Raw genomic sequence first — 26,121 nt, 5'->3', positions numbered from 1 at the left:
TCAGCGATCGACCGGATAGGTGCCGAGCGCCGCGAAGTGGACCATCTCGGCGACGTTGGTCGCGTGATCGCCGATCCGCTCGATGTTGCGCGCGACGAATAGGAGCTGCGCGGCGGTGCTGATGGTCGCCGGATTCTCCACCATGTAGCTGACGAGGTTGCGGAAGATGCTGTCGTAGAATGCGTCGACCTTGTCGTCGCGCTCGATCACCTCGCGCGCCAGCACCGGGTCGCGCGCGGCGAACGCGGTGAGGACATCGTGCACCATCGCGGCAGCGATGTCGGCCATCGCGGGCAGCAACGTCAGCGGCTCGAACTTCGCGCGGCTCTCGATGTCGCCGACGCGCTTGGCGATGTTCTTGGCGTAGTCGCCGATCCGCTCGAGCACGCCGCCGATCTTCAGCGCCGCGATGATCTCGCGCAGGTCGTCCGCCATTGGCGCACGCAGCGCGATGGTGCGGATGGCGAGCGCATCGACTTCGCTTTCGAGCTGGTCGAGCTTGCGATCCCGCTCGACCACTTCGCCCGCCAGCTTCTCGTCGCCGCTGATCAGCGCCTGCATGGCATCGCTGATTGCGAGCTGCGCCAGTCCGCCCATTTCCGCGATCAGCCCGCGCAGGCGGGTGATGTCCTCGTCGAACGCCTTGACTGTGTGGTCCGCCATCAGCCGTACCTGCCTGTGATGTAATCCTTGGTCCGCTCCTCGCGGGGATTGGTGAAGATGTCCGAGGTGTGGCCGTATTCGACCATCTTCCCCAGGTGAAAGAAAGCAGTCCGCTGCGAGACGCGCGCGGCCTGCTGCATCGAGTGCGTAACGATGACGATCGCATAGCGACCGCGCAGCTCGTCGATCAGCTCTTCGATCCGCGCGGTGGCGATCGGATCGAGCGCGGAGCAAGGCTCGTCCATTAGGATCACTTCGGGCTGTACGGCGATCGCACGCGCGATGCACAGCCGTTGCTGCTGGCCGCCCGACAGCGCGGTGCCGGAATCGCTCAGGCGATCTTTCACCTCGTCCCACAGGCCCGCGCGGCGGAGCGATTTCTCGACGATCGCATCGAGCTCCTGCTTGCCCTCGGCGAGGCCGTGGATGCGCGGGCCGTAGGCGATGTTCTCGTAGATCGACTTGGGAAACGGGTTGGGCTTCTGGAACACCATGCCGACCCGCGCGCGGAGCTGCACCACGTCCATGCTGGAGCGGTAGATGTCCTCGCCGTCCAGTTCGATGCAGCCTTCAACCCGCGCGCTGGGGATGGTGTCGTTCATCCGGTTGAGCGCGCGCAGGAAGGTCGATTTGCCGCAGCCCGATGGGCCGATGAAGGCGGTCACGTATTCGCTGTGGATGTCGATCGAGACTGAATCCACCGCCTGCTTCGCGCCGTAGAACACCGACACGTCGCGCGTGCGCATCTTGGCGTCGGGGGAGGAGCTGTCGGTCACCATTTCTTCTCGAATTTGTTTCGCAGGTAGATCGCCACGCCGTTCATCAGGAGGAGGAACAGCAATAGCACGATGATCGCCGCGCTGGTGCGCTCGACGAAGCCGCGGTCGATCTCGTCCGACCACAGGAAGATCTGCACCGGCAGCACAGTCGCCGGATTGGTAAAGCCATCGGGCGGCGTTGCGACGAAGGCGCGCATGCCGATCATCAGCAGCGGCGCGGTCTCGCCCAGCGCGCGCGCCATGCCGATGATCGTGCCGGTCAGGATGCCGGGAAGGGCGAGCGGCAGCACGTGATGGAACACGACCTGCACCGGCGAGGCGCCCAGGGCCATCGCCCCGTCGCGGATCGAGGGCGGAACCGCCTTGATTGCATTGCGCCCGGCGATAACGATCACCGGCATCGTCATCAGCGCCAGCGTCATGCCGCCGATCAGCGGGGCGGAACGCATGTGCGGAAACACGCCGAGGAACAGGGCGAGGCCGAGCAGGCCGAAGATAATCGAGGGGACCGCGGCGAGATTGTTGATCGAAACCTCGATCAGGTCGGTCCAGCGGTTCCGCGGTGCGTATTCCTCAAGATAGAGCGCGGCCAGCACGCCGATCGGAAAGGCGAGGGCGAGGGTCACGATCATGGTCAGGATCGAGCCCTTGAGCGCGCCCCAGATGCCGACCTGCTGCGGATCGGTCGCGTCGGAACGGGTCAGGAAGCCGGCGTCGAAGCTGCGCTCCAGCTTTTCCTGCGCGGCGAGCTGGCGGGCGAGCGGCTGCAGTTCGGCATGCCCGTCGCCGGCGAGCGCCGAGGCGAAGTTCTCGGTGACCGGTAGGTCGAAAGTATGCGTGCCCTGGAGCAGCGCCGGATCCTCCGCGACCTGTTCGGCGACTAGGCGCCAGGCATCGGAGTTGAGCTCCGCCGCCGCCTGCTTGCCGAGCGCGCGCTCGACGCTGAACTGGACGAGGTCGGGCAAGCCTTGTCCTTCCAGCGCGCGCGATACCGCGCCGGTGTCCGACACACCCGGTGGCAAGCTGAGCCCGACCTGGTCGAAGTCGACCGGTACGCTCAGCGTCGCGCGCTGGAAGCCGCCGATCCCGTTGAACGTCATCGTGCCGAGCAGGAACACCAGCACCGCGACCGAGAACAGGATCGCGCCGAGGCCAGCAAGGCGGAAGCGGCGCTCGGCCGCGTAGCGTTTCTTCAGCCGCGCCTCGAAGGCCGGCGTGCGCGTGGTGGCGACCTCACTCATAGGCTTCACGGAACCGCTTGACGACGCGCAGGGCGACAAAATTGAGCGCCAGCGTCACCAGAAACAGCACGAACCCGAGCGCGAAAGCGCTGAGCGTGGCCGGGTGATCGAAGCTGCCTTCGCCGGTCAACATGGCGACGATCTGGAAGGTGACGGTGGTCATCGAGTCGAGCGGATTCGCCGACAGGTTGGCGGCGGCACCCGCGGCCATCACCACGATCATCGTCTCGCCGATCGCCCGGCTCACCGCGAGCATCACGCCGGCGACGATGCCGGGTAGGGCGGCGGGGATCAGCACGCGGCGGATCGTCTCATTGGTGGTCGCGCCCATCGCCAGGCTGCCGTCGCGCATCGCCTGCGGGACCGCGGCGATGGAATCGTCGGCCATCGAGGAGACGAAAGGAATGATCATCACGCCCATGACGAGACCGGCGGCGAGCGCGCTTTCGCTCGATGCGTTCGCGACGCCGAGTGCTTGTGCCGCGTCGCGCACCAATGGGGCGACCGTCAGCGCGGCGAAATAGCCGTAGACCACAGTCGGCACGCCGGCGAGGATCTCGAGCGTCGGCTTAAGCCACTTGCGCCACCGCGGACTGGCGTACTGAGTGAGGTAGATCGCGCTCATCAGGCCGAGCGGGATCGCGACCAGCATGGCGATGATCGCGCCGATGTAGATCGTGCCCCAGAATAGCGGCAGGGCGCCGTAGCGCGAGCCGTCGACCACCTCTGCGCGGCTCATCGGATCAGGCGCCCAGTGGGTGCCGAACAGAAAGTCGACCGGGCTCACCATGCCGAAGAAGCGGCTGGTTTCGAACACGAGGCTGAGAAAGATGCCGAGCGTGGTCAGGATCGCCACCAGCGAGGCGAGCACCAGCGCCGCCATCACCGCCCGCTCGACCTTCACGCGCGCGGCGAAATCGGGCTTGAGTCGGACGAACGCCCACGCGCCGCCGAGGAATGCGAACACCAATAGCGCGGCGAGGCCGATCAGGTCGAACCGCCCGATTGCTTCGCGGAAAGGTTCCACCATTGCGCGACCGGCGGGGTTGAAGACACCCGGTGCGGCACCCGTCGCAACAGCGCGCGCTTCGGCCAAAATGGTTGCCCGCTGCATCCCGAACGGCGGTAAGCTGGCCGCGGCGGGATCGCTCAGCACCGAATTGAGCACCAGCTGCGGCGCAACCGCGCTCCAGATCAGCGCGAACAGACCCGCCGGCACGATCACCCACAGTGCCACGTACCAGCCGTGGTACGCGGGCAGGGCGGACAGGCGCACCGTCGGTGCGCTCCGGCGGAAGCTCCACGCGCGCGCACGCGCCGCCAGCCACGCGGCCAGCCCTAGCCCGAGGGCCAGTAATAGCAGCAAACTCGGCGACATCGTGCGGTTGCGCCGGCTACTTCAGTTCGGTCGCGGCGAGCGGGGTGAACTGGGTCGCCGCCGCCTGGCTCTTCGCCGCCACGTCGGCCGGGCTGGCGACGAGGCCGATCTTCGCGAGCGGGCCGTCCTTGCTCCACGACTTGGTCCACTCGCCGACGAACTCCCGCAAGCCGCGGATCGCATCGAGGTGGGCGTTCTTGACGTAGATGAACAGCGGCCGGGCACCGGGGTAGGTGAAGCTGGCGATGTTCTCGTAGGTCGGCTCGACCCCGTTCATCTTGAGGCCGTGGATCTGGTCCATGTTCTCTTCAAGATACGAGTAGCCGAACACGCCGATCGCGTCCGCGTTGCCCTCGATCTTCTGGACGATCAGGTTGTCCTGCTCGCCCTGATCGACGTAGGCGCCGTCGTCGCGCACTTCGGTGCAGATCTGCTCGTGCTTGTCCTTGTCGCTGTCCTTGAGCGCCTTCATCTCCGCGTTCGCGTCGCACCCGGCGACCAGGATCAGTTCCTTGAGCGCGTCACGCGTGCCCGAGGTCGAGGGCGGGCCGTAGACCAGGATCGGCTTGGCGGGCAGCGACGGATAGACGTCGCGCCAGGTCTTGGCGGTGTTCTTCTTGCCGTAGGGATTGGCCGCCAGCGCGCGGTAGACCATTTCCGGGGTCAGGTTCATGTCGATCCCGCCCTTCTTGGAAGCGAAGGCGATGCCGTCGAGGCCGACCTGGATCTCGGTGATCTCGGTCACGCCGTTCTTCTTGCACTTCTCGTACTCGCTCGCCTTCATCCGGCGCGAGGCGTTGGCGATGTCGGGCGTGGCCGCGCCGACGCCCTGGCAGAACAACTCGATGCCGCCGCCGGTGCCGGTCGATTCGATGATCGGGGAGGCGAAGTCGGCGTTCGACTTGGTGAAGTTCTCCGCCACCAGCTTGGCGAACGGATAGACGGTCGACGAGCCGACCGCGCGAACCGATTCGCGGGTCCCTTCGCTGGCACCGCCGCCGCAGGCGGACAGCGCGGCGGTGCCGAGGAGGGCGAGCAGGATATGATGCTTCGTGGTCATGGGAGTCCCCTTGTTCGCCGCCGCGACTAGGGCCCTCATGTTACAGTTTGACGACAGCCACGTGTCGCAAAGCTAACCGGCGAGCGGGATCTTCACCGTGATGATGGTGCCATCGCCAACCCGGCTCGCGATATCGAGCCGGCCCCGATGTCGCTCGACGATGTGCTTGACGATCGCGAGCCCGAGTCCGGTGCCGCCGGTCGCCTTGCTGCGACCGGGATCGACCCGGTAGAAGCGGCGGGTCAGGTGGGGGATGTGCTCGGATGGAATCCCGTCCCCATGGTCGCGCACCTTCAGCACCGCCATGCCCCGGCCGTCGTTCTCAAGATCGACCGAGACTTCGGTGCCGTCGCGCCCGTATTTGATCGCGTTCTCGATCAGGTTGCGCACCAATTGCTCAAGCTGCTTCATGTCGCCACGCACGATCAGCGGCGCGCTTTGACCAGTAAATCGCAGTCGCTCATTGTTGGGTCCGGCGCCATCGCGCGCGGCGCGCCGGGAGAGGGCTACAAGATCGAGTTCCTCGCGCGGCTGATCATGCTTCTCCGCCTCGATTTGTGACAGCGACATGAGGTCGGCGACCAGCGTCTGCAGCCGTTTGGCTTCGCGCAGGACCGTTGTGTGGAACCGCTCCGATTGCTCGCGCTCGATCGTCTCGCGCCCGTCGATCAGCGTCTCAACATAGCCGATGATCGAGGCGAGCGGGGTGCGCAGCTCGTGGCTGGCGTTGGCCACGAAATCGGTGTGCGCGCGGCTGATGTCGATCTCGGCGGTGCGGTTGATCAGTTCAACGAGGGCAAAGCGGTCGTCGAACGGCTGGCGGGTCATCTGCCAACTGGTCTGCGGACCGGTCAGGCCCTGGATGGTGGCGCTGCCGCCGGTGGTGCGGTTGAGCAGGTCGACCGCTGCTGGATGGCGGAAGGCCACGCGCGCGTCCTGGCCGACGACGTGCGGCCCCAGCGCCTCGCGCGCTTCATTGTTGGCGACGATGATGCGGTTGCCGTCGAGGATCGCCATCGCAACGCCGGAATGCTCGATCAGGTCGCGCATTCCGGTGGGAGTGAGCTGGACACCCTCTCGCTCCTCGGGCGGAACCACCACCGGCGCCGGTTGCGCCAGCCACAGCGAGGCGATCCACACCAGCATCGCCGCGAGCACGAGCAGCAAGTTGGTGCCGGCTATCGCCATCACGGCCCCGGTGACCAGCGCAAGCACGATACCCGCCACCGGAAGGGATCGAATTGAGGACATCGTCGTGTCTCTAACTGGCAGCCGGCGTGCAGGCGAGGTCCTGTGCGGGCGCCGAAAGTCCGCGGGCCGCCAAACCCTGTCGAAAAGTTGTTAGCGCCAAGCAATCGAACCGCGCTCCAGCCCGCTGGGCGGCGAGCACGGTGCGCAAAGCGATCGGCGGCTCGACCAAGCCGGGTGCTGCGCCGAGAAAGTTCGCCGACCACACGTGCGTCTGCGCGAGCGGCACGGCGAACGCCTCGGGACCGCCGGGCACTGCGAGCAATGTCTTGGTGATGCTCGGCAGCAGCGCGTTGCCGCTGTCCGCCGCCCAGAGCGCTGCCACCCGGTTCGCCGCGCCCTTGACGTCGCCGTTCGCCAAGGCGGCCTGGGCCGCAGTCACCTGTAGCGGAGAAAAGCGCCAGCCGCGGGTCGAGGCCGCGCGGAAGTCGGCGGCGAAGGCCTGCGGGTGCCCGCTGCGCATCTCCGCCAACCCGAGTGCAAACAGATGCTCGGCCGGCATTGGCCGACGCCGCACCAGCCGTTGCGCTTCATCCCGCGCTGCCGCGCTGTCTCCCGCGGTGAGCGCGAGCAGGGCAGTGGTCTCCTGCGCAAAGCTGCGGAACGGCTTGGTGTTATCGACGAACTTGGTCACCTCGGCTTCGCGGATGCCGACGTGGAAGGTCGGCGCGTCGATCCCCTCGTGCAAGCGGTCCATCGCGGGCGAGGCGCGCCCGTCGAGCGTGCCGATGACGATCTTGGGCGGGGCGAAATAGTCGGCGATCGCGCTCGCCTCGCGCAGGAATTCGGGATTGTAGACCAGTTCGATCACCTGATCCGCCGCCTCGCCGAGCGCGGTGCGGAAGATAGGGCGGATCAATTGTTCAGTCGTCCCCGGCCGCATGGTCGAACGGTAAGCGACCGTCAGCGGACCCGCGCGCTTGGCATCCAGGTTCGCGGCGATGTCGCGCGTGACTTGCGCGATGAAGCCCATGTTGTGCGCGCCATCGACACCGCTCGGCGTGCCGACGCAGACGATCGCGATGTCAGCCCCTTCGAGCGCATCACCGATCGCGAGGCGTGCTTCGATCAGCCCCGAGGCGCGGGCCTCGGCGATCAGTTCCGCTAAACCGGGCTCGTGGATCGGCGAGCGGCCGGCGTTGATCGCATCGACCTTGGTTTGGCTGACATCGATGCCGATGACCTGGTGGCCTTGGCTGGCGATGCAGCCCGCGGCGGTGCAGCCGACATAGCCGAGACCGAAGATGACGACTTTCAAGACCGGTCCCGCCCAAATCGGATGTATTCGGGCGCGGGACTACCGGTCCCGCCCCGTGCTGGCAATCGCCTAGCTGGCGAGGCGGATGTGCGGCGCCGGCTGGGCGCGCGCCGTGTCGGGCCAGATGCCCCGTGTATCGTAGACCGCTGCGCCAGTCCGCTCCTCGGCCGGGACCACGCGGAACACGTCGTGGTCGACTAGCACTATCAGCACGCCGCAGGTTTCGAGCGCGGTGTCGATGTCGACCAATGTCGCGCCGGTGTCGGTGAACTCGAGCGGCAGCTCCGCGGCATAGGGTTCGACGATCCGCACCCTGTTGCCGAACTTGCGCGCCAGATTGGCGGCGACGAAGCGCGCCGGGCTCTCGCGGAAGTCGTCGATGTTGGCCTTGAAGGCGAGGCCGAGGCAGGCGACCGGGACGCCTGGGTTGGCTTCGATCAGTTCGGTCGCCTGGGCCAATACGTGGTGCATCTTGGCGTCGTTGACCTCGCGCGCGGTGCGGATGACTTTCGCCTCCTCCGGCGCGCTGCTGACGATGAACCAGGGATCGACCGCGATGCAGTGTCCGCCCACGCCCGGGCCGGGCTGGAGGATGTTCACCCGGGGGTGGCGGTTGGCGAGACGGATCACCTCCCACACGTCGAGGCCCATGCGGTCGGCGATCATCGAAAGCTCGTTGGCGAAGGCGATATTGACGTCGCGGTAGGCGTTCTCGACCAGCTTGGTCATCTCGGCGCTGCGGGCGTCGGTCGTGATGCAGGTGCCGCGCACGAACAGCTTGTAGAACGCCAGCGCCTTGCGGGCGCAGCGCGGGGTAATCCCGCCGATCGAGCGGTCGTTGTGCGTCAATTCCTCGAGGATGCGGCCGGGCAGCACCCGCTCGGGGCAATAGGCGATCGATACGTCAGGCGTTTCCGCAGTCAGGCCCGGCATCTTGAGGTCGGGCCGCAGCGCCGCCAGCCGATCGCGCAACGCCTCGGTGGTGCCGACGGGCGAGGTCGATTCGAGGATTACGCAGTCGCCCTTCTTGAGCACCGCGGCGAGGCTGGTGGCGGCAGCGATCACGTAACTGATGTCGGGGGTGTGCTGGCCGTCCTTCTCGAACGGAGTAGGCACCGCGATCACGAACACGTCGGCCGGCACGATCTCGGCCGACGCGGTCAGCATCCCGCGCTGGACGACGCCCTGTACTAGGCCGTCGAGATCGACTTCCTCGATATGGATTTCGCCCCGGTTGATCGTGTCAACCACGTGTTGCGACACGTCGATCCCGGTCACCCGGCAGTTGGCCCGGGCGATGATCGCCGCGGTCGGCAGGCCGATGTAGCCAAGGCCGATAACACAGACTTCCGGTTTGTTCTCGCCGCGCATGCCCCCGCTCTAGCGGCGAGGGGTAAACAGAGCGGTAACGCTACCCCCGGCCCTAGTCCTTCTGGGCGTGCTCCTCGCGCGCCAATTTGTGCAGCCAGTCGGCGTGGCGGGGGGCCTTCTTGGTCTGGCTCCACTCGTCGAGCATCATCGGCGCCACGCGCTTCAGTTCGGCATACTGCTCGTCTGTGCCGATGTCGGCGGCGAGCTCCACGCGGTGACCGTTGGGATCGAAGAAATAGATCGACTTGAAGATACCGTGATGGGTCGGGCCGAGCACGTCGATCCCCTGCGCCTCGACGTGCTTCTTCGCCGCGAGCAGCTCGTCCTCACTGCCGACCTTGAACGCCAGGTGCTGGACCCACGCGGGAGTGTTCTCGTCGCGGCCCATGTCCTTCTGGTTGGGCAGTTCGAAGAACGCGAGCACGTTGCCGTTACCCGCATCCAGAAACACGTGCATGTAGGGATCGTAGTCACCGGTCGAGGGGACGTGATCCTCGGCGAAGGCGGTGGTGTAGTCCATGCCGAGCACGCGGCCGTACCATTCGACCGTCTCCTTGGCGTCCTTGCAGCGGTATGCCGCATGATGGATTCCGCCGAGCTGTACCGGATGAGCGCTCATTCCGCCGGCTCCTCGACCTGCAGCACGCCGCGCTCGATCTGGTCGCGTTCCATGCTCTCGAACAGCGCCTTGAAGTTGCCTTCGCCGAAGCCTTCGTCGCCCTTGCGCTGGATGAATTCGAAGAACACCGGCCCGACCTGCGCCTGGGCGAAGATCTGCAGCAGCAGGCGGGGCGAACCGCCCTCGGTGGTGCCGTCGAGAAGAATGCCGCGGGTCTTGAGCGCACTCGCGTCCTCGCCGTGGCCGGGCAGGCGCTCGTCGAGCATCTTGTAGTAGGTTTCCGGCGGGGCGGTCATGAACGGCACGCCGTACGCCTTGAGCTTGTCCCATGCGGGCACGAGGTCGTCGCAGATGAGCGCGATGTGCTGGATGCCCTCGCCGTTGAATTCGCGCAGGAATTCCTCGATCTGGCCCTTGCCGCCTTCGCCTTCCTCATTGAGCGGGATGCGGATCTTGCCGTCGGGCGCGGTTAGCGCCTTGGAGGTGAGGCCGGTGTATTCGCCCTTGATGTCGAAGTAGCGGATCTCGCGGAAGTTGAAGAGCGTCTCGTAATAGTCCGCCCAGAACTTCATCCGCCCGCCGTAGACGTTGTGCGTCAGGTGGTCGATGTGACTGAAGCCCGCGCCCTCGGGGCGGCGTTCGACGCCCGGCAGGTACTCGAAGTCGATGTCGTAGATGGTGAGATCGTCGTCGCCGGTCTTACCCTCGTAGCGGTCGACCAGGTACACGATCGCGCCGCCGATGCCGCGGATCGCCGGGATGTGGAGTTCCATCGGGCCGGTTTCGACCTGCACCGGCTCGGCACCCTTCTCGAGCAGCAGCGCATAGGCCTTGCGCGCGTCGCGAACGCGGAAGCCCATGCCGCACGCGCTGGGACCGTGCTCACGGGCGAAGAACCACGCGGCGCTGCGCGGTTCGTAGTTGGCGATCAGGTTGATGCCCCCCTGGCGCCACAGCTGGACGTCCTTCGAGCGGTGGTTGGCGACATGCGCGAAGCCCATGCTCTCGAACACCGGTTCGAGCATGCCTTTCTCGGGCGCGCAGAACTCGACGAATTCGAAGCCGTCGAGGCCAACGGGGTTCTCGAACAGGTCGGCCATGTCAGGGTCTCCGCGCATTAGTTTCTTGTGAAACTAGATAGCAGCGGAGCGGCCCGATGTCGAGTCTGGCGCGCCCGGTTGGCGCGCTCAGGCGACCATGCGTGATAGTGCGCCGAGCATGTCGGCGTTGAACTGCTTGCTGATGCCGGCCTCGGGCACGAGATTGAACGCGTGCACCGCGCCCGGATAGCTGTGCAGCTCGACCGGAACCCTGGCCGCGGCGAGGCGGCGCGCGTAGTCGAGATCCTCGTCGAAGAAGAGGTCGAGGCTGCCGGTGCCGATCCACGTCGCCGGAAGTCCTGACAGGTCGTCGGCCAAGGCGGGCGAGAACCAGCCCTTACGGTCGTCGTCGGCAGCGTAATCGCCCTTGAGCGCGCCCCAGCCGATGCGGTTGCCCTCGGGCGTCCACACGAACTCGCCGACGCCGGGGTTCTTCCACTGGCAGTCCGGGCCGCCGGTGCGGTGGTCGAGCATGGGGTAGGTCAACACCTGCCCCGCCAGCGGCGGCCCGCCGCGATCGCGCGCCATCAACGCGACCGCAGCGGCGAGGCCGCCGCCCGCGCTTTCGCCCGCGACGACGATTTTGGCCGCATCGATACCGAGCGCCTCGGCCTCACCCGACAGCCACTTGAGCGCCGCGTAGCAATCCTCCTGCGGGGCGGGAAAAGGATGTTCGGGCGCCAGCCGGTACTCGACCGAGGCAACCGGCACGCCGAGGTTCTGCGCCAGCCCCGCCGGGCCGGCCTGGAACGTGGCGACCGAGCCCATGATCATCCCGCCGCCGTGGATGTGTAACACCGCGCCGCTGCCCTGCCGCTCGGCGGGGACGAACAGGTAGACCTCGACCGGACCGTTTGGCCCGTCGATCGTCCGCACCTCCGGCGCGATGACCGGCGGCGGCAGCTCCCAGCGCGACATCGCGCGCAGTTCCGGAATCGGCGTCGACCAGTCGGTCGGCGGCATCACGTCGAGCAGCGGCGCGATGTCCGCATCGACGAGGTGGCGGGTGCTCATCGACTTAGCCGTCGATGCGCTCGATGATCACTGCCGGGGCCATGCCGCCCGCGGCGCACATAGTGATGAGGCCGTAGCGCCCACCCGAGCGCTCGAGTTCGTCGAGCGCCGTGCCGACAAGGATCGAGCCGGTGGCGCCGATCGGGTGTCCCAGCGCCATCGCGCCGCCGTTGATGTTAACCTTCTCGCGGTCGAGATCGAGGTCCCGGATGAACTTCTCGGCGACCACCGAGAACGCCTCGTTGATCTCCCACACGTCGATGTCGTCCTTTTTGAGACCGGCCTTCTCGAGCACCTTCTTCGCCGCCGGGACCGGGGCGTTGAGCATCAGCGTGGGGTCGTCGCCCTGGTTGGCGTAGGCGACGATGCGCGCGCGCGGCTTGAGGCCGTTCTTCTGCGCATAGTCGGGCGAGGTGATCAGCAGCGCCGCCGCGCCGTCGACCACGCCCGAGCTGTTGCCGGCGTGGTGGAAGTGCTGGATCTCGAGATCGGGATAGCGGCGGTTGATCTGCTTGCGGAAGGTGGTCCCGCCGATTTCGAAATCGGCCAGCTTGCCGAAGCTCGGCTGCAGCGCGGCGAGGCCCTCGGCGGTCGTCTCAGGGCGGGGGAACTCCTCCCGGTCGAGCGCGATCGAACCGTCCGGGTTCTTCACCGGCACCACGCTCTTGTCGAAGCGGCCTTCCTTGATCGCGCGGTCGGCGCGCTGCTGGCTGACCAGCGCTAGGTCGTCAAGCGCCTTGCGGTCGATGCCCTCGATGGTGGCGATGGCATCGCCGCACACGCCTTGGTGCGATTGCGGATGCAGTTCGTCGAGCGCCTCGTGCCCGCTGCCCATCAGGCGCGGCGGGAGGCCGGCGTTGGCCTGTTCTGCGGCGTGGGCGGCGGTGTAGCTCATCATCTCGGTGCCGCCGGCGATGACGCAGTCCTCCATGCCCGACATGACCGAGGCGGCCGCGAAGTTCACCGAAGAAATGCCGCCGCCGCAGAAGCGGTCGAGCGTGGTCCCGCTCGCCTTGACGTCGTAGCCCGCCGAAAGCGCCGCCATGCGCCCGAGGTCGCCGCCCTGCTTGCCGTTCTGGCTGCTGGTCGACCAGACGATGTCGTCAACCGTGCTGGTGTCGAGGTGGTTGCGCTCCTTGATCGCGGTCAGCACCGTCGCGGCGAGGTGCTGCGGGTGGAGGTGCGAGAGCGCGCCCTTGCCCGGCTTGCCGATGCCCCGGGGGGTGCGCACCGCGTCGATGATGTAGGCTTCGGGCATCGGAAATCCTCTCGTGTGGGGAATCAGGTTGACGGAAACGTAAACCGTGCCGACAAGCTGCACAAGACAAGTTGCAAAGCGAAATGGGAGAGTCGCTGTGAGCGAGGAACTGCTGACCGAAGTCCGTGACGGCGTGCTGATCGTCACCATCAACCGGCCCGAGGCGAAGAACGCGATGAACGCCTCCGCCGCGCAAGGCATTGCCGATGCGATGGACCGGCTCGACAGCGACGACAGCCTCCGGGTCGCGATCCTCACCGGGGCGGGCGGGACATTCTGCTCGGGGATGGACCTCAAGGGCTTCCTGCGCGGCGAACGGCCGAGCGTCGAGGGCCGCGGGTTCGGCGGAATCACCGAGAAGGGCCCGGTCAAGCCGCTGATCGCCGCGGTCGAGGGCTACGCGCTCGCCGGCGGGTTCGAGCTGATGATCTCGTGCGACCTCGTCGTCGCCAATTCCAAGGCCAAGTTCGGCATTCCCGAGGCCAAGCGCGGGCTCGCCGCGGCGGCGGGCGGGCTGGTCAAGCTGCCGGCGATGATCCCGCCCAAGATTGCGATGGAGCTGGCGCTGACCGGCGACTTCATCGATGCCCAGCGCGCCTACGACCTCGGCCTGATCAACCGCGTGACCGAGGGATCGGCGCTCGATGGGGCGCTGGAACTGGCCAAGGCGGTCACCGCCAACGGCCCGGTCGCGGTGCGCGTGTCGAAGCAGGTGATCAACGAATCCCCCGGCTGGAGCCACGCCGAGCGCTGGCAGAAGCAGGGCGAACTGATGCCGCAGGTATTCATGAGCGAGGACGCGCGCGAGGGCAGCCTCGCCTTCGCCGAGAAGCGCGCGCCCAACTGGAAGGGCAAGTAATGCCCGGCCCGCTGGACGGCATCCGCATCGTCGAATTCGCCGGCATCGGCCCGGGTCCGTTCTGCGGGATGATGCTCGCCGATCACGGCGCCGAGGTGATCCGCATCGACCGCGCCAGCGGCTCGCGCGGCGGGTCGCAACCGGTGACCAGCAAGGACGTGCTCGCCCGCGGCCGCAAGTCGATCGCGATCGACCTGAAGAGCGCCGAGGGTGTCGCGCTAGCGCGCAAGATCGCCGCCAGCGCCGACGGGATCATCGAAGGCTTCCGTCCCGGGGTGATGGAGCGGCTGGGGCTGGGCCCGGTGGAACTGCTCGCCGACAATCCCAAGCTCGTCTACGGCCGCATGACCGGCTGGGGCCAGACGGGTCCTTACGCGCCCTACGCCGGGCATGACATCAACTACATCGCGCTCGCCGGCGCGCTGGCGCACTTCGGGCGCGCGGGCGGCAAGCCGACCCCGCCGATCAACATGGTCGGCGACTTCGGCGGCGGCGGGATGATGCTCGCCTTCGGAATGGTCTCGGCGCTGCTCAACGTCGCACGCGGGGGCGAGGGGCAGGTGATCGACGCCGCGATGACCGACGGCACCGCGATCCTGATGAGCATGATGCACGGGATGAAGGCGATGGGCGTGTGGTCGGAAGACCTCGGCGTCAACATGCTCGATACCGGCGCGCACTTCTACGACACCTATGAGACGGCGGACGGCAAGTTCGTCTCGATCGGCAGCATCGAACCGCAGTTCTACGCCGAGCTCCGCGCCCGCGCCGGCCTCGCTGAGGACAAGGACTTCGACGCCCAGCACGACCGCGGCCAATGGGGCGCGCTCAAGGACAAGCTCACCGCGCTGTTCAAGAGCAAGACCCGCGCCGAATGGGATGCGCTGATGGAGCACTCCGACGTCTGCTACGCCCCGGTGCTGACGATGAGCGAGGCCTATGAGCACCCCCACAACCAGGCGCGCGGGACCTTCATCGACGTCGGGGGCGAGATGCAGCCCGCACCTGCGCCGCGCTACTCGGCCACCGCGACCGCCACTCCGCAGCCCGCTCCGATGCCAGGGGACCAGAGCGACGGTATCCTTCGCGCCATCGGCATGAACGACGTTGCCATCGCGGAGCTGCGCAAAGGCGAGACCATCGCTTGACAATCCAGCGGGGTTTGAGGTTGAAAACAGTTCGGAACTGAAACCCGGCTTTCGGATTTTGACTACCTAATGTCCGCGTCCATCCTCATCGTCGAAGACGAATTTCTCGTCGCGCTCGAGATGCAGAGCATCCTCGAAGAAAACGGCTATCGCGTCCTCGGCATCGCCGCTGATCTCGCGGGTGCCATGGAGTATACCTCGCAATCGATTGACCTCGCGCTGGTCGATCTCAACTTGCGCGACGGGTTGACCGGGCCGCAGATCGGCGAGCGGCTCGCGAACGAGTACGATGCTGCAGTGCTGTTTGTGACCGCGAACCCGCGCATGCTCGGAGATGGCGTCGCCGGGACCATCGGCGTGCTGACCAAGCCGACAGACGAAGAGACGCTTCTCGCCGCAACCCGTTTCGCGTTGCGTTTTCGAGAAGACGAAACCGCAGAAGCCCCGGCCGCGGTCCTGCGCTTCCGCTGATCAGCCGCGGCTCAGGCGGTCCCTCGCGACATCGATCTGAACGGTAAGACCGTCGCGGTCCCACGAGCGCTCGATCTTGCCACCGAGCTGCTGTTCGATGCTGATTTCGGACAGCCTCGTCCCAAAGCCGAATTCCTTGGGCTCGCAGGCGATGGGTGGGCCACCTCGCTCCTGCCACTGGATCCGTACTTGGCTATCGACCGAGACATTCAGCTCTATCCGTCCCTCCGGAACCGACAGCGCTCCATATTTTGCTGAGTTGGTCGCCAGTTCGTGGATCACCAGAGCGATCGGGGTAGCACCGCGATCATCCACTTTGAGATCGTCGCCGGAGATCGCCAGCCGCCCCTCGTCGATCGCGGGGTAGGGGCTGAGAATTTGCTTTAGCAAAGCCTTGAGGGTCTGCGGCCCGGGATGCGGTGCGCTGCGGTCGCTATGTGGTCGGGCATAGTCGTGTGCCCTGCCCAATGATGCGATCCGTCCCTGCAGCTGTGCCGAGAGCGGCTTGATCGCCGGGAATTGCCGAGCGGTAAGTGCGATGAGCCCGTTCACCACCGCAAAGATGTTCTTGATCCGATGGCTGAGCTCTCGGCTGAGGATCTCGTTCTGCTCGGCTGTCCGCTTGTGCTCGTCGATATCGGTGCAAGTCCCGACCCAGCGAATGATCCTGCCGCCCTCGTCTCGGACGGGCAAGGCGCGGCCCAACGTCCAGCGGTATTCCCCCGAATGATGCCGCAGGCGGTACTCGATCTCGTATGGCTCGCCGGTCGCGAGGCTGCGGCTCCACGCTTTCCATGCGCGCGGCTGGTCGTCGGGATGAAACATTCCGTTCCAGCCGTCGCCATCGGTCGACCCCGGCTCTACGCCCGTGAACGCGTACCACTGCGCATTGTAGTAGTCGTGCGCACCATCGGGCAGCGTCGACCAGACCATCTGCGGCATGGCGTCGGCAAGCTGGCGAAAGGTGATTTGCCCCACGGCGGAATCCGCGGTGTCAGCGATTGAACTTTCCAAGCAGGGTCTCTCCGCCGCGGTAAGGCGAAACTTGGAGAGCCGGCCCGCTTTTGCAACCTAAATCAACCCGAAGGGAAGCTCAACTAAGAGATGAACTCCCGCACCTCGGTGATGAAATCCTCGAACCGGTCGTGGTGCACCCAGTGGCCGGCGCGCTCATATTCGCTGACCTTCACGTTAGGCCCAAAGTACTGCAACCGCCCGTCCTTTTCGGGGTTCGAAGCCCACGAGTCCGCGCCGTAGATCATCAGCGTCGGGCAGGTGATCGCGCCCCACAGCGCCTGCTGCCCCTTGGTCGGCACGTCCTCGGGCGGCCAGGCGTGGAGGTGGGGGTCGAACTTCCAGCTGAAGGTGCCGTCCTCGTTGCGCATGACTGCGTGCAGCGTGAGGTGCCGGGCCTGTTCGGCCGAGAGGTAACTGTTCGCCTCCCGCATCCGCGCGAGGCAGTCCTCAAAGGTCGCGTACTTGCGCACCGAGCGCGACGAGGCCTCGCGCTTCTTGTCGATCCAACTGGTCCACTGGTCGCCGTAGGGGCGCTGGCGGCGCTGCTCGATCATCTTGGGGCTGGGGCCGAGGCCCTCGATGGTGACCAGCCGGCGGACGTTGTCGGGATAGAGCCCGGTGTAGCGGGTCGAGATATTGCCGCCCAGCGAATGCGCGACGATCGTCACCGGTGCGAGGCCCAATTGGTGGACGAGCTGGGCGACGTCGTAGACGTACCCCATCGTGTTGTAGACGCCGTTGTTGTTCCACTCGCTGTCGCCGTGGCCGCGCAGGTCGGGGCAGATTACGTGCCACTCGTCGCGCAGCGCCTGCGCGGTCCAGTCCCAATTGCGGCAATGATCGCGCCCGCCGTGGAGCAGGATCAGCGGCGGCGCGTCGGGGTTGCCCCAATCGGCGTAGTGCAGCCGCGTGCGCTGGCTGATGTAACTCTGCGAAGTGGGGCCCTGCTCGATCATCGTTGCCCTTTACGTAAGCGGAAAATTCGGTTGCGGATCGCTACCCGGCTGATACGCTCGGGCCAACACAAGAATCAACGAGAGGACCTCCCCATGCCCGTCATCGACGTTCCCGATCCCGAGTTCATGCAGGACGAGGAGATCGCCGTGTTCCGCGACGCGGTGGGCAAGTTCTTCGAACAGCATGCGCCGCAGAAGCGGGTGGAGAAGTGGCGCGAGGACGGGATGGTCGAACGCGCGTTCTGGGAAGAGGCCGGTCAGGCGGGCCTGCTCGGAATGACGGTGCCGGTCGAATACGGAGGCCACGGCGGCGACTTCCGCCACGATCTCGTGCTGCTCGACCAGCAGGCCGAGAAGGGCGTCGACGGGTTCGCCTCCAGCTTACACAACTGCATCATCCTGCCCTACCTCGTCCGTCACGGGACCGAGGAGCAGAAGAAGAAATGGCTGCCCAAGCTGGTCTCCGGCGAGATGATCAGCGCGATCGCGATGACCGAGCCGGGCGTCGGTTCGGACCTTCAGGCCATCACCACCACCGCCACCAAGGACGGCAACGGCTACCGCCTAAATGGCGCCAAGACCTTCATCTCCAGTGGGCAGCTCGCCAACTTCATCATCGTCGTCGCCAAGACCGATCCCACCGAGGGGCACAAGGGGATCAGCCTGATGTGCCTCGAGACCGACGGGGCCGAGGGGTTCCGGCGCGGCAAGAAGCTCGACAAGATCGGCCAGGACGCCGCCGACACCAGCGAGCTGTTCTTCGACGACGTGTACTTGCCCGCCGATAGCGTGCTCGGCGGGGTCGAGGGCAAGGGCTTCTACCAGCTCATGGGCGAGCTGCCGCAGGAGCGACTGTCAATCGCGATCGGCGCGATGATGACCATCGAGAAAGCGCTCGATACCACCGTCGAATACGTCAAGCAGCGCAAGGCGTTCGGCAAGACCATCTGGGACTTCCAGAACACCCAGTTCGTGCTCGCCGATCTGAAGGCGCGCGGCACCGCGGCCAAGGTGTTCGTCAACGACTGCATCGCCAAGCTGCTTCGCGGCGAATTGGACGTCACCACCGCCTCGATGGCGAAGTACTGGCTGACCGAGCTGCAGGGCGAAGTGGTCGACAAGTGCCTGCAGTTCCACGGCGGCTGGGGCTACATCAACGAGTATCCCATCGCGAAGATGTTCCGCGACAGCCGCATCACGCGGATTTTCGGCGGCTCGAACGAGATCATGAAGATGCTGATCGCGCGGTCGATGTAGGCAGGAAGGCAGCACCACCCCGGATCAAGTCCGGGGTGACGTTGAGTGCGATTGCTGCCCTATGTTCTCCGTCGCCCCGGACTTGATCCGGGGGCGGTGCTTTTCCTTCGTCCGGGGTCCCCGCAAAGTACTACTTTGTGGGGTTAGTATCGCGGCCCTCCATCGACCTGCACCAGCGCACCGGTGGTGTAGCTCGACGCCGGACTCGCCAGCATCAGCGCGGCGGTGACGATCTCCGCCGGTTCGCCCGGACGGCCGAGCGCTACGGGCTGCTCACGCCGCGCGTCCTCGCTCCAGGCGTTGGCGATGTCGGTCAGGAAGGGACCGGGGATGAGCGCATTGACCCGGACCTTGGGCGCGTACTCGGCGGCGAGGCTGACGGTCATCGCGTTCACCGCGGCCTTGGCCCCGGCATAGGGCACGACCTGCGGGATCGCCCGCAGCGAGGCGGTGCTGCTGACGTTGACGATGACGCCGCCATCGCCTTGCGCCATGCGGTGCGCGACCTGGCTGGCGAGGCGAAACGGGCCTTTGAAATTGAGGTTGAGCACGCTGTCGAACAGCGCCTCGGACACCTCGTGGCTCGGCATTGCCGGTCCCATGCCGGCGTTGTTGATGAGGATATCGACCCGGCCGAATTCGCCGTAGGCCGCCTCGATCAGCGCATCGATCTCGCCCCATCGCCCGCAGTGCGCGGCATGGGCGAGCGCGCGGCGGCCCATCGTGCTCACTTCCTCCGCCACTATGTCGCAGGCGTCCTGCTTGCGGCTGGCGATCACCACGTCCGCGCCGCGCTGGGCGAGCGCGAGCACCATCTCGCGCCCCAAGCCGCGGCTGCCGCCGGTGACCAGGGCGACCTTGCCGGTGAAATCGAACAGCGGATCGGGCGTCATTGCATCCTCCTCTGGGCAGGCTACGCTGCCGCCGGGCGCGCGCAAGGGAGAGATGCCGATGACGACATTCCGGGACGGGCTGCTCGAGGGCAAGGTGGCGTTCGTCGCCGGCGGGACCAGCGGGATCAACCTCGGCATCGCCAAGCGGATCGCGCAATTGGGCGCCAAGGTCGCAGTGTGCGGGCGCGATCCGGACAAAGCGGCGCGGGCCGCTGGAGCGATCGGTCCAGACGCGCTGGGGCTGTCGGCCGACGTGCGCGATTTCGCCGCGATCCGCGCTGCGCTGGAACAGACCGCGGGCGACTTCGGGCCGCTCGACATCGTCGTCGCCGGCGCGGCGGGCAATTTCCTGGCGCCCGCGCTCGGCATGTCGGCCAACGCGTTCAAGACGGTGGTCGACATCGACCTCCTCGGCACCTTCAACACGCTGCGCGCGTGTCATGACCTGCTCAACCGGCCCGGCGCCTCACTGATCGCGATCACCGCCGGGCAGGCGGACCAGGCGATGGCGCTGCAGATCCACGCCTGCGCGGCGAAAGCGGGGGTCAACCAAGTGGTTCGCACCCTCGCCATCGAGTGGGGGCCGGACGTGCGCGTCAACGGAATCTCGCCCGGGCCGATCGCCGGGACCGAGGGCATGGAGCGCCTCTCCCCGCCCGGCATGCGCGAGGCGAGCGAGGCGCGCATCCCTTTGAAGCGCTGGGGAGAGATCGAGGAGATCGCCGATGCCGCGGCGTTCCTGTGTTCGCCGGCGGCGACTTACATCACCGGCACGATCCTAGACGTCGATGGCGGCAGCTCGGTGGGAGATGCAGGGCGGATGGATTTTGCGAAGGGTCTCAGCTGACACCCCAAGGGCCTTAGCTAACACTCTTCGTCAGCCCGGACTTGATCCGGGCCAGTGCTTTTCTTGCCGATGTCGCAAAGGCAGCACCACCCCGGATCAAGTCCGGGGTGACGGTTGGTTGTGGGGCTGGGTCAGATATCCGGCAGCGACTGCTCGGCGAAGCCCCAGCCGTGCAGCTCCTTGGCTTTCGCCCGCTCCAGCAGCTTGGCGGCGTCCGCAATCGAGAACTCGTGCGCCGAGGGAAAGCCCGGTAGCTCGTCCCACGTCACCGGAACCGCCACCGGCGCGCCGGCGCGGGCGCGGGCGGAGTAGGGCAGCACGGCGGTCGAGCCGCGCTGGTTGCGCAGGTAGTCGATGAAAATCTTCCCCACCCGCTTCGCCTTGCTCATGTTCGAGACGAAGCGGTCGGGCTCGGCGATCGCCATCGCCTCGGCGAAGCGCTTGGAGAAGTCCTTGTGCTGGTCCCACGAATGGCCGGGGGTGAGCGGGATGACCACATGGACTCCCTTGCCGCCTGAGAGCATCGCGTAGCTGACGAGGCCCAGGTCCTCGAGCCGGTCGTGGAAATCGATCGCCGCCCGCTTCACGTCCTCGAAATCGAGGCCTTCGTCGGGGTCGAGGTCGATCACCATCCGGTCGGGCGCCTCCACGTCGGCGGTGCGCGAGCCCCAGCCGTGGAATTCGATCGTGCCCATCTGCACGCAGGTGAGCAGGCCCGCGGCATCCTCGACATAGAGGTAATCCTCCATGTCGCCGTCCTTCTCGCGGATCGGGACGTGGTGGACCGAGGGGCCGAACGACCCGCTGTCGTGCTTTTGGAAGAAGCACTTTTTCCCGCGCCCCTGCGGGCAGCGCACCAGGCTCACCGGGCGGAACGCCGCCCACGGCAGCATCAGCGGCGCGATCGCCTGATAGTAGTCGGCGAGCTGGCCCTTGGTCTCGCCGCTTTCGGGGAAGATCACCCGGTCGCGGTTGGAGATCTTGACCAGCTCTTCCACCGGCTCCGCTGCGGGCGCTTCCTGCGCGACTTCGGGCACGACCTCCTCCGCCTTCTTGTCGCCGCGCAGGCCGAGGAAGCTGCCATGGCGCACGTTGCCGCCCCCACTCTCGCTCGTGGGGCCGGTGAACTCGGCGAAGGCGATCTCGGCGACCAGCTTGGGCTTGATCCAGGTGACCCCGCGGCGTGACGGGCGGTCAACCTCGGCGGGCGCCTTGTCGGTCTTGAGCTTCGCAAACCGCTCGGCGAGGTCCATCAGCGTCTCCTGGTTGAACCCGGTGCCGACATTGCCCTTGTAGACCAGCTTGCCGCCCTCGTTCTGCGCCAACAGGATCGAGGAGAACGGCCGACCCGCTTTGTCGGACTTCTTCCACCCGATGATGACGAATTCCTGCCGCCGGGTGCACTTGACCTTCACCCAGCTCTTGCTCCGGGTCGAACGATAGGGCGCGTCGATCGCCTTCGAGATGATCCCTTCCTGGCCCGCGTCGCACATCGTTTTGAACAGCTTCTCGCCCGCGCCGATCACGTGGTCGGCGACGTGGATCGGCGGCTGCGCGGCCTTGAGCAGCGCCTCGAGCCGCTCCTTGCGCTCGATGTTGGGCAGGCGCGTCAAATCCTCGCCGTTGACTTCGAGCAGGTCGAACGCGTGGAACGAGAGGTTGTCGCTTGCCTTCTGCGACCCGTGCCCGCGCTTGAGCACCGCCTGCAACGAGGAGAAATCGGGATTCCCTTGCGCGTCGTAGGCCACGATCTCGCCGTCGATCAGGCACGGCGGGAGGTCGAGCTCGGCGAGTGCCTGCACCAGCGGCCCGAACTTGTCCGACCAGTCTAGCCCCTTGCGGGTGTAAACGCGCACGTCGCTGCCCGTCGCCGCGATCATCGCGCGGTAGCCGTCGAATTTGATCTCGTGCATCCAGCGGTTTCCCGCCGGTACGCTATCCACCAGCGTGGCGAGCTGCGGTTCGCGGAACCTGGGCGGCTTGCCGGGCTTCTTCGCTGCCTTGGGCTTGGCCTTCCTGGCGTTGTGCTTGGCCGCCTTTTCCATCTCCTTGACGAAGGTATCGCCGCGCTTGCCCTTCAAGGAGTGCGAACCTTCGGCATCGGAGGCGATCTCCGCCATCGAGCGGCCGGTGAGCACGCTGGTCAGCGCGTGTTCGACCAGCGGGTCGCCCGGCTCGGCGTATTCGTCCTGGATCTTGCGCAGCAGCCAGTTGTCGCGTTTCTCGCCCGGGCGGCGCTTCAAACGGATCAGCAGCCATTCGCCCTTCATCCGCTCGCCGTCGCAGCGGAAGTGGAGGTGGCCCTTGGCGAGGTCCTTCCAGCTCTTGCCCTCGACCGGCTCCCACGTGCCGCGGTCCCACAGCATCACCGTGCCGCCGCCATACTCGCCCTTGGGGATCGAGCCTTCGAAGTCGCCGTAGGACATCGGATGGTCCTCGGTCTGCACCGCGAGGCGTTTGATATCGGGATCGGGGCTGGGGCCCTTGGTCACCGCCCACGACTTCAACACGCCATCCGCCTCAAGCCGCAAGTCCCAGTGCAGGCGCGTAGCGTCGTGCTTCTGCACCACCAGCCGCCCGCCTTCCTTGCTCGCCGAGCTAGCCGCGCGCTTACCTGCAGGTTCGGCGGTCTTCTTAAAGTCGCGTTTGGCGTTGTATTCCTTGAGCGGGTCCGCCGCTTTCGCGCGGGTCTTGCTCATTGGGTGAAGTCCTCGTCAGGCCAGTACCGGCGCGCCAGCACGCCGAGCATCGTCAGCATCACGATCGAGGTCGCCGCCAGCATGGCCACCAGCGGCCACTGGCCGGCCCCGCAGGCGATACCCACGACGGCGGTCAGCCACAGGTGCGCCGCCGTGGTCAGGTTCTTGACCCGCCCCTTGCTGAACACGATCAGCCCGGCGCCGACGATGCCGATGAAGGATCCGGTCGCCTCGAAGATGCGGAGCACGTCTGCGCCATCGCCGCCGAGTTGATTGTAGAGCGAGATCATCGACACCGTCATCGCGGCGGCGGCCACGCATATCAGCCCGTGGGTTCGCAGCCCGGCAGCGCGACCCTTCACCTCCCGATCAAGCCCGAGCAGCAGGCCAAGCACGGCAGCGACGACGATCCGCAGCAGGACGTCGGTATCGACCCAGTGGACGAGAACCGGTTCGTTGAGCTCCATCAGGCGCGCTTCCGTGCCTTGTGAGCGGACTCCTTCTTGGGCGCGGCCTTCTTCGCGGTCCCTTTCTTCGCCGAAGCCTTCTTGACGGGCTTCTTCTCGTCGGAATCGTTGGCCGCCTTGCCGCTGACCGAGTTCTTCAGCGCGGCCATCAGGTCGATGACGTTGGAGCCGCGCGGCGCGGGGGCGTCGGGCTCCTCGATGATCTTCTTGCCCTTGGCCTTGGCCTTCTTCTCGACCAGCTTCTTGAGTGCATCGACATAGCGGTCGTGGAACTCGCCCGCGTCGAACGGCGCGCTCTTCTGGTCGATCAGCGAACCGGCCAGTTCGAGCATCTCCTTCGCCGGCTTGGTGGCGGGAATGTCCTTGAAATAGGTTTGCGCTTTCCTGACCTCGTCCTCGTAACGCAGCGTCTCCATGACGATGCCCTTGCCGCACGGCTTCAGGCTGACGAGCTGTTCGCGCCCGCGCACCGACAGCTGGCCGAGCGCGATCTTCTTCTTCGCGCGCAGCGCCTCGCGCAGCACGATGAAGGCCTCTTCCGCCAGCTCGTCTTGAGGCACGATGTAATAGGGCTTCTCGAAGTAGAACACGTCGATCTCGTTGGCGTCGACGAACTGGACGAGCTCGAGCGTGCGCTTGCTCTCGATCTTGACCGCCTCGATCTCGTCGTCGTCGAGGAGGACGTAGTTGCCCTTCGAGATCTCGTAGCCCTTGACTATCTCGTCGCGATCGACCGGGCCGATGCCTTGAACCACCTTCTCGTAGTTGATCCGCTTGCCGCTCGGCTCGTGGATCTGGTGGAACTGGATCGCGGCGCCGCTCTTGGTGGCGGCGTAGGCTTCGACCGGGATCGACACGAGCGCCAGCCTGATCTGTCCGGTCCAGTATGCGCGTGCGGCCATCTGACGAATTCCCCTTCTGTGCGTCAACTTGACGATTCATCGGGGGATTCGGTTCCAATCCCGGTCTGGGGCGTTATCGGGTCGCCATGATCGCGCAGACCATCCAACTCGCGCTCGCGCCGGTCTTCGTGCTGGTGGCGATGGGCAACATCATGAACTTGTTGTCGACCCGCCTCGGCCGGATCGTCGATCGCAGCCGCGCGCTACAGCGCGAGCACGGTGATACCGTGGGCACCGAGCACGACATGGTGGTGCGCGAGATGCGGCTGGTGGACCAGCGCATCCGGCTGATTATCAGGGCGATCTTGCTGCTGGTGATCAGCGGTATCTCGATCGGTCTGACGGTCGCGCTGCTGTTCATCGAGGAGCTGGCGGGCGCCAACCTGCAGCAGGTGGTCGCCGGCACTTTCATCGTCGCGGTCGGCCTGATGATGTGGGCGCTGGTGCTGTTCCTGCGCGAAACCCGGATCGCCTCCGCGGCGCTGCGCATACCCGCCGAGCTACTGGAGCACGAACGGCGGCTTTAGTCCTTCGGCGGCGCTAGCAGCTTCTTGCCGCCGCTCTCGATCGCGCCGGCGATCATCGGTTCGATGAACGACAGCGCCGCCGGCAGCGGCACTTCGAATATCAACTGTCCGGGCTCCAGGTCGACATGCGCGTGGAGGTTCTGGCCCATCGCGTTGATGTCCATCGTCATCCGCTCTTCGGTCGGCCAGGATGTCCGCACCGCGGCGCCGCCGGGGATGTGGTCGGCGATCTCGTGGCTTTTGCCCCGTAGGCGCTCGCGCACGGTGTCGTTGTCGAGAGTGTGCGGAATGGCGACGCGCATCAGGCGGGGTCCTTGGTGGGGGCGGCGATAGAGGGCGCGGGCAGGGCCATGTCCTCGTCGCCGTATTTATAGTCGAGGTAGCGGGTCTTGACCGCCAGATCGTCGAGGCTGCCTTCGGCGAGTTGCCGCGTCACTCGGTCGATCTCGTCGCTGATCTTGCCGAGGCCGCTGGCGAGCTGCGCGTCGGGCGTGGCGCCGGCGCGCTCCTCGGCGCGCAAGTGCTGCGGGATGCGGCGATAGCTGTCGACCATCTCGGGCAGGGTCTCGCCGACCAGGGTGCGGACTTCGTGCGCGGCCGGGTGATTGGGGTCGATCCCGTCGAGCTGCAGGCCGAGCGCATCGAGCTGGACGCCGATCTTGCCGACCATGTCGGCGGCGGGCGCGGGCAGGGCGGGGCGCTGCGCTTCGAGCCATAGCTCGGTGCGGCCAACCAGTTCCTTGGCGTCGGTCGCGCGGGTCAGGTCGACGCGCTTCGGGGTCTTCATCCGCGGGTACTTGCCGAGCACCGCGACCGCGACCACGCTGGCGACGATCAGCGCCATCACGCCCATGAAGCCGATGCCGTCGATGATTGTCCCGATCACCCCGCTCGCGACCCATAGCGCGAACAGCGCGAGCACGATGTTGCGCAGCTTGTGGCTGCGATGCCGCCGCCGCAGCCGGCGCGATTCCTGGCCGATCGACGGCTGGAGCGCGCGCCGGTGACGCCCGCCCGCGCGATTGTCGTCGCGCACCCGGCGCGCCTCGGCGAGCGCGCGTTCGGTGTCGCGGGTGAGGTTGCTCACCT

General features: G+C 66.4%; 26 protein-coding genes. 6 read left to right on the top strand and 20 right to left on the bottom strand.

Annotated elements, in window-relative coordinates:
- From phoU to ELY12_RS06770, 12 genes are all read right to left on the bottom strand, one after another.
- Positions 1-663, bottom strand: coding sequence for a phosphate signaling complex protein PhoU (gene phoU, locus ELY12_RS06825; protein ID WP_206435785.1), 663 nt, complete (start codon positions 661-663; stop codon positions 1-3).
- Entirely contained in the window at positions 663-1,442 is a 780-nt protein-coding gene (gene pstB, locus ELY12_RS06820; RefSeq protein ID WP_126175944.1) for a phosphate ABC transporter ATP-binding protein PstB, read from the bottom strand. Before pstB ends, phoU begins: the two co-directional genes overlap by 1 nt.
- Complete coding sequence (pstA, locus tag ELY12_RS06815) at positions 1,436-2,683, bottom strand: phosphate ABC transporter permease PstA (protein WP_126175943.1); 1,248 nt, start codon at positions 2,681-2,683, stop codon at positions 1,436-1,438. The genes pstB and pstA overlap by 7 nt, the downstream gene beginning before the upstream one ends.
- On the bottom strand, positions 2,676-4,061 hold the full coding sequence (pstC, locus tag ELY12_RS06810; RefSeq protein ID WP_126175942.1) for a phosphate ABC transporter permease subunit PstC: 1,386 nt from the start codon (positions 4,059-4,061) through the stop codon (positions 2,676-2,678). The genes pstA and pstC overlap by 8 nt, the downstream gene beginning before the upstream one ends.
- 16 nt (positions 4,062-4,077) lie before the next feature.
- A complete protein-coding gene (locus ELY12_RS06805; protein WP_126175941.1) occupies positions 4,078-5,121 on the bottom strand; it encodes a substrate-binding domain-containing protein in 1,044 nt (347 codons plus the stop codon).
- A gap of 72 nt (positions 5,122-5,193) precedes the next feature.
- Positions 5,194-6,372: an ATP-binding protein gene (locus ELY12_RS06800; protein WP_126175940.1), complete on the bottom strand. Its 1,179-nt coding sequence runs from the start codon at positions 6,370-6,372 to the stop codon at positions 5,194-5,196.
- Between the two features lie 10 nt (positions 6,373-6,382).
- A complete protein-coding gene (locus tag ELY12_RS06795; RefSeq protein WP_126175939.1) occupies positions 6,383-7,627 on the bottom strand; it encodes a nucleotide sugar dehydrogenase in 1,245 nt (414 codons plus the stop codon).
- A 69-nt stretch (positions 7,628-7,696) separates the two neighbouring features.
- Positions 7,697-8,998, bottom strand: a complete 1,302-nt coding sequence (gene wecC, locus ELY12_RS06790) for a UDP-N-acetyl-D-mannosamine dehydrogenase (protein WP_126175938.1) — start codon at positions 8,996-8,998, stop codon at positions 7,697-7,699.
- Between the two features lie 52 nt (positions 8,999-9,050).
- Positions 9,051-9,617: a VOC family protein gene (locus tag ELY12_RS06785; protein ID WP_126175937.1), complete on the bottom strand. Its 567-nt coding sequence runs from the start codon at positions 9,615-9,617 to the stop codon at positions 9,051-9,053.
- Positions 9,614-10,717, bottom strand: a complete 1,104-nt coding sequence (gene hppD / locus ELY12_RS06780) for a 4-hydroxyphenylpyruvate dioxygenase (RefSeq protein WP_126175936.1) — start codon at positions 10,715-10,717, stop codon at positions 9,614-9,616. Before hppD ends, ELY12_RS06785 begins: the two co-directional genes overlap by 4 nt.
- An 87-nt stretch (positions 10,718-10,804) precedes the next feature.
- Positions 10,805-11,731, bottom strand: a complete 927-nt coding sequence (locus ELY12_RS06775; protein ID WP_126175935.1) for an alpha/beta hydrolase — start codon at positions 11,729-11,731, stop codon at positions 10,805-10,807.
- A gap of 4 nt (positions 11,732-11,735) precedes the next feature.
- Positions 11,736-12,989 carry an acetyl-CoA C-acetyltransferase gene (locus ELY12_RS06770; RefSeq protein WP_126175934.1) on the bottom strand — a complete coding sequence of 418 codons (1,254 nt, stop codon included), beginning with the start codon at positions 12,987-12,989 and terminating at the stop codon, positions 11,736-11,738.
- A 97-nt stretch (positions 12,990-13,086) separates the two neighbouring features.
- On the opposite strand from ELY12_RS06770, the gene ELY12_RS06765 reads away from it, so the two are divergent.
- The 3 genes from ELY12_RS06765 to ELY12_RS06755 all read left to right on the top strand — a co-directional run bounded on the left by ELY12_RS06765 (position 13,087) and on the right by ELY12_RS06755 (position 15,467).
- Positions 13,087-13,848, top strand: a complete 762-nt coding sequence (locus tag ELY12_RS06765) for a crotonase/enoyl-CoA hydratase family protein (protein WP_126175933.1) — start codon at positions 13,087-13,089, stop codon at positions 13,846-13,848.
- On the top strand, positions 13,848-14,996 hold the full coding sequence (locus tag ELY12_RS06760; protein WP_126175932.1) for a CaiB/BaiF CoA transferase family protein: 1,149 nt from the start codon (positions 13,848-13,850) through the stop codon (positions 14,994-14,996). The genes ELY12_RS06765 and ELY12_RS06760 overlap by 1 nt, the downstream gene beginning before the upstream one ends.
- A gap of 69 nt (positions 14,997-15,065) precedes the next feature.
- Complete coding sequence (locus tag ELY12_RS06755) at positions 15,066-15,467, top strand: response regulator (RefSeq protein WP_126175931.1); 402 nt, start codon at positions 15,066-15,068, stop codon at positions 15,465-15,467.
- On the opposite strand, the gene ELY12_RS06750 is transcribed toward ELY12_RS06755, so the two are convergent.
- Positions 15,468-16,445 carry a PAS domain-containing protein gene (locus ELY12_RS06750; protein WP_241229757.1) on the bottom strand — a complete coding sequence of 326 codons (978 nt, stop codon included), beginning with the start codon at positions 16,443-16,445 and terminating at the stop codon, positions 15,468-15,470.
- A gap of 119 nt (positions 16,446-16,564) precedes the next feature.
- The gene (locus ELY12_RS06745; protein ID WP_126175930.1) at positions 16,565-17,440 is read right to left on the bottom strand and encodes an alpha/beta fold hydrolase; all 876 of its coding nucleotides are present in this window, start codon (positions 17,438-17,440) and stop codon (positions 16,565-16,567) included.
- A gap of 93 nt (positions 17,441-17,533) precedes the next feature.
- Between ELY12_RS06745 and ELY12_RS06740 the strand changes: the two genes are divergently transcribed.
- The gene (locus ELY12_RS06740; RefSeq protein WP_126175929.1) at positions 17,534-18,697 is read left to right on the top strand and encodes an acyl-CoA dehydrogenase family protein; all 1,164 of its coding nucleotides are present in this window, start codon (positions 17,534-17,536) and stop codon (positions 18,695-18,697) included.
- Between the two features lie 143 nt (positions 18,698-18,840).
- Here ELY12_RS06740 and ELY12_RS06735 read toward each other — a convergent pair whose 3' ends face one another.
- On the bottom strand, positions 18,841-19,590 hold the full coding sequence (locus tag ELY12_RS06735; RefSeq protein WP_126175928.1) for an SDR family NAD(P)-dependent oxidoreductase: 750 nt from the start codon (positions 19,588-19,590) through the stop codon (positions 18,841-18,843).
- Between the two features lie 58 nt (positions 19,591-19,648).
- Here ELY12_RS06735 and ELY12_RS06730 point away from each other — a divergent pair, with 58 nt between their 5' ends.
- Positions 19,649-20,437: an SDR family oxidoreductase gene (locus ELY12_RS06730; protein ID WP_126175927.1), complete on the top strand. Its 789-nt coding sequence runs from the start codon at positions 19,649-19,651 to the stop codon at positions 20,435-20,437.
- 131 nt (positions 20,438-20,568) lie between these two features.
- Here the strand turns inward: ELY12_RS06730 and ligD are convergent, their stop codons facing one another.
- From ligD to ku, 3 genes are read right to left on the bottom strand one after another with little or no spacing between them, the layout of a single operon-like run.
- Positions 20,569-23,136: a DNA ligase D gene (ligD, locus tag ELY12_RS06725; protein WP_126175926.1), complete on the bottom strand. Its 2,568-nt coding sequence runs from the start codon at positions 23,134-23,136 to the stop codon at positions 20,569-20,571.
- Positions 23,133-23,603 (bottom strand): MgtC/SapB family protein, encoded by a 471-nt coding sequence (locus tag ELY12_RS06720; RefSeq protein ID WP_126175925.1) that lies wholly within the window; start codon positions 23,601-23,603, stop codon positions 23,133-23,135. The genes ligD and ELY12_RS06720 overlap by 4 nt, the downstream gene beginning before the upstream one ends.
- Positions 23,603-24,505, bottom strand: coding sequence for a non-homologous end joining protein Ku (ku, locus tag ELY12_RS06715; protein WP_126175924.1), 903 nt, complete (start codon positions 24,503-24,505; stop codon positions 23,603-23,605). Before ku ends, ELY12_RS06720 begins: the two co-directional genes overlap by 1 nt.
- A gap of 86 nt (positions 24,506-24,591) precedes the next feature.
- Between ku and ELY12_RS06710 the strand changes: the two genes are divergently transcribed.
- Positions 24,592-25,032, top strand: a complete 441-nt coding sequence (locus ELY12_RS06710) for a DUF2721 domain-containing protein (RefSeq protein WP_126175923.1) — start codon at positions 24,592-24,594, stop codon at positions 25,030-25,032.
- On the opposite strand, the gene ELY12_RS06705 is transcribed toward ELY12_RS06710, so the two are convergent.
- Positions 25,029-25,334 carry a polyhydroxyalkanoic acid system family protein gene (locus ELY12_RS06705; RefSeq protein ID WP_126175922.1) on the bottom strand — a complete coding sequence of 102 codons (306 nt, stop codon included), beginning with the start codon at positions 25,332-25,334 and terminating at the stop codon, positions 25,029-25,031. The genes ELY12_RS06710 and ELY12_RS06705 overlap by 4 nt on opposite strands.
- Positions 25,334-26,119: a hypothetical protein gene (locus ELY12_RS06700; protein WP_126175921.1), complete on the bottom strand. Its 786-nt coding sequence runs from the start codon at positions 26,117-26,119 to the stop codon at positions 25,334-25,336. The genes ELY12_RS06705 and ELY12_RS06700 overlap by 1 nt, the downstream gene beginning before the upstream one ends.
- Between the last annotated feature and the right edge of the window lie 2 nt (positions 26,120-26,121).

This window comes from Tsuneonella rigui, assembly GCF_003958625.1.
Classification (GTDB): Bacteria; Pseudomonadota; Alphaproteobacteria; order Sphingomonadales; family Sphingomonadaceae; genus Tsuneonella; species Tsuneonella rigui.
The sequence above is the reverse complement of the archived record's forward strand: the minus strand, read 5'-3'. Positions and strand labels throughout refer to the sequence as shown.

Excerpts from the sequence above, each read along its gene's own strand:
- ELY12_RS06720 (WP_126175925.1), bottom strand. The coding sequence starts at position 23,603 with ATGGAGCTCAACGAACCGGTTCTCGTCCACTGGGTCGATACCGACGTC.
- ELY12_RS06755 (WP_126175931.1), top strand. The coding sequence starts at position 15,066 with ATGTCCGCGTCCATCCTCATCGTCGAAGACGAATTTCTCGTCGCGCTC.
- ELY12_RS06805 (WP_126175941.1), bottom strand. The coding sequence starts at position 5,121 with ATGACCACGAAGCATCATATCCTGCTCGCCCTCCTCGGCACCGCCGCG.
- pstC (WP_126175942.1), bottom strand. The coding sequence starts at position 4,061 with ATGTCGCCGAGTTTGCTGCTATTACTGGCCCTCGGGCTAGGGCTGGCC.
- ELY12_RS06785 (WP_126175937.1), bottom strand. The coding sequence starts at position 9,617 with ATGAGCGCTCATCCGGTACAGCTCGGCGGAATCCATCATGCGGCATAC.
- ku (WP_126175924.1), bottom strand. The coding sequence starts at position 24,505 with ATGGCCGCACGCGCATACTGGACCGGACAGATCAGGCTGGCGCTCGTG.
- ELY12_RS06710 (WP_126175923.1), top strand. The coding sequence starts at position 24,592 with ATGATCGCGCAGACCATCCAACTCGCGCTCGCGCCGGTCTTCGTGCTG.
- pstB (WP_126175944.1), bottom strand. The coding sequence starts at position 1,442 with ATGGTGACCGACAGCTCCTCCCCCGACGCCAAGATGCGCACGCGCGAC.
- ELY12_RS06770 (WP_126175934.1), bottom strand. The coding sequence starts at position 12,989 with ATGCCCGAAGCCTACATCATCGACGCGGTGCGCACCCCCCGGGGCATC.
- phoU (WP_206435785.1), bottom strand. The coding sequence starts at position 663 with ATGGCGGACCACACAGTCAAGGCGTTCGACGAGGACATCACCCGCCTG.
- ELY12_RS06705 (WP_126175922.1), bottom strand. The coding sequence starts at position 25,334 with ATGCGCGTCGCCATTCCGCACACTCTCGACAACGACACCGTGCGCGAG.
- pstA (WP_126175943.1), bottom strand. The coding sequence starts at position 2,683 with ATGAGTGAGGTCGCCACCACGCGCACGCCGGCCTTCGAGGCGCGGCTG.
- ELY12_RS06760 (WP_126175932.1), top strand. The coding sequence starts at position 13,848 with ATGCCCGGCCCGCTGGACGGCATCCGCATCGTCGAATTCGCCGGCATC.
- ligD (WP_126175926.1), bottom strand. The coding sequence starts at position 23,136 with ATGAGCAAGACCCGCGCGAAAGCGGCGGACCCGCTCAAGGAATACAAC.
- ELY12_RS06775 (WP_126175935.1), bottom strand. The coding sequence starts at position 11,731 with ATGAGCACCCGCCACCTCGTCGATGCGGACATCGCGCCGCTGCTCGAC.
- ELY12_RS06800 (WP_126175940.1), bottom strand. The coding sequence starts at position 6,372 with ATGTCCTCAATTCGATCCCTTCCGGTGGCGGGTATCGTGCTTGCGCTG.
- hppD (WP_126175936.1), bottom strand. The coding sequence starts at position 10,717 with ATGGCCGACCTGTTCGAGAACCCCGTTGGCCTCGACGGCTTCGAATTC.
- ELY12_RS06735 (WP_126175928.1), bottom strand. The coding sequence starts at position 19,590 with ATGACGCCCGATCCGCTGTTCGATTTCACCGGCAAGGTCGCCCTGGTC.
- wecC (WP_126175938.1), bottom strand. The coding sequence starts at position 8,998 with ATGCGCGGCGAGAACAAACCGGAAGTCTGTGTTATCGGCCTTGGCTAC.
- ELY12_RS06740 (WP_126175929.1), top strand. The coding sequence starts at position 17,534 with ATGCCCGTCATCGACGTTCCCGATCCCGAGTTCATGCAGGACGAGGAG.
- ELY12_RS06730 (WP_126175927.1), top strand. The coding sequence starts at position 19,649 with ATGACGACATTCCGGGACGGGCTGCTCGAGGGCAAGGTGGCGTTCGTC.
- ELY12_RS06745 (WP_126175930.1), bottom strand. The coding sequence starts at position 17,440 with ATGATCGAGCAGGGCCCCACTTCGCAGAGTTACATCAGCCAGCGCACG.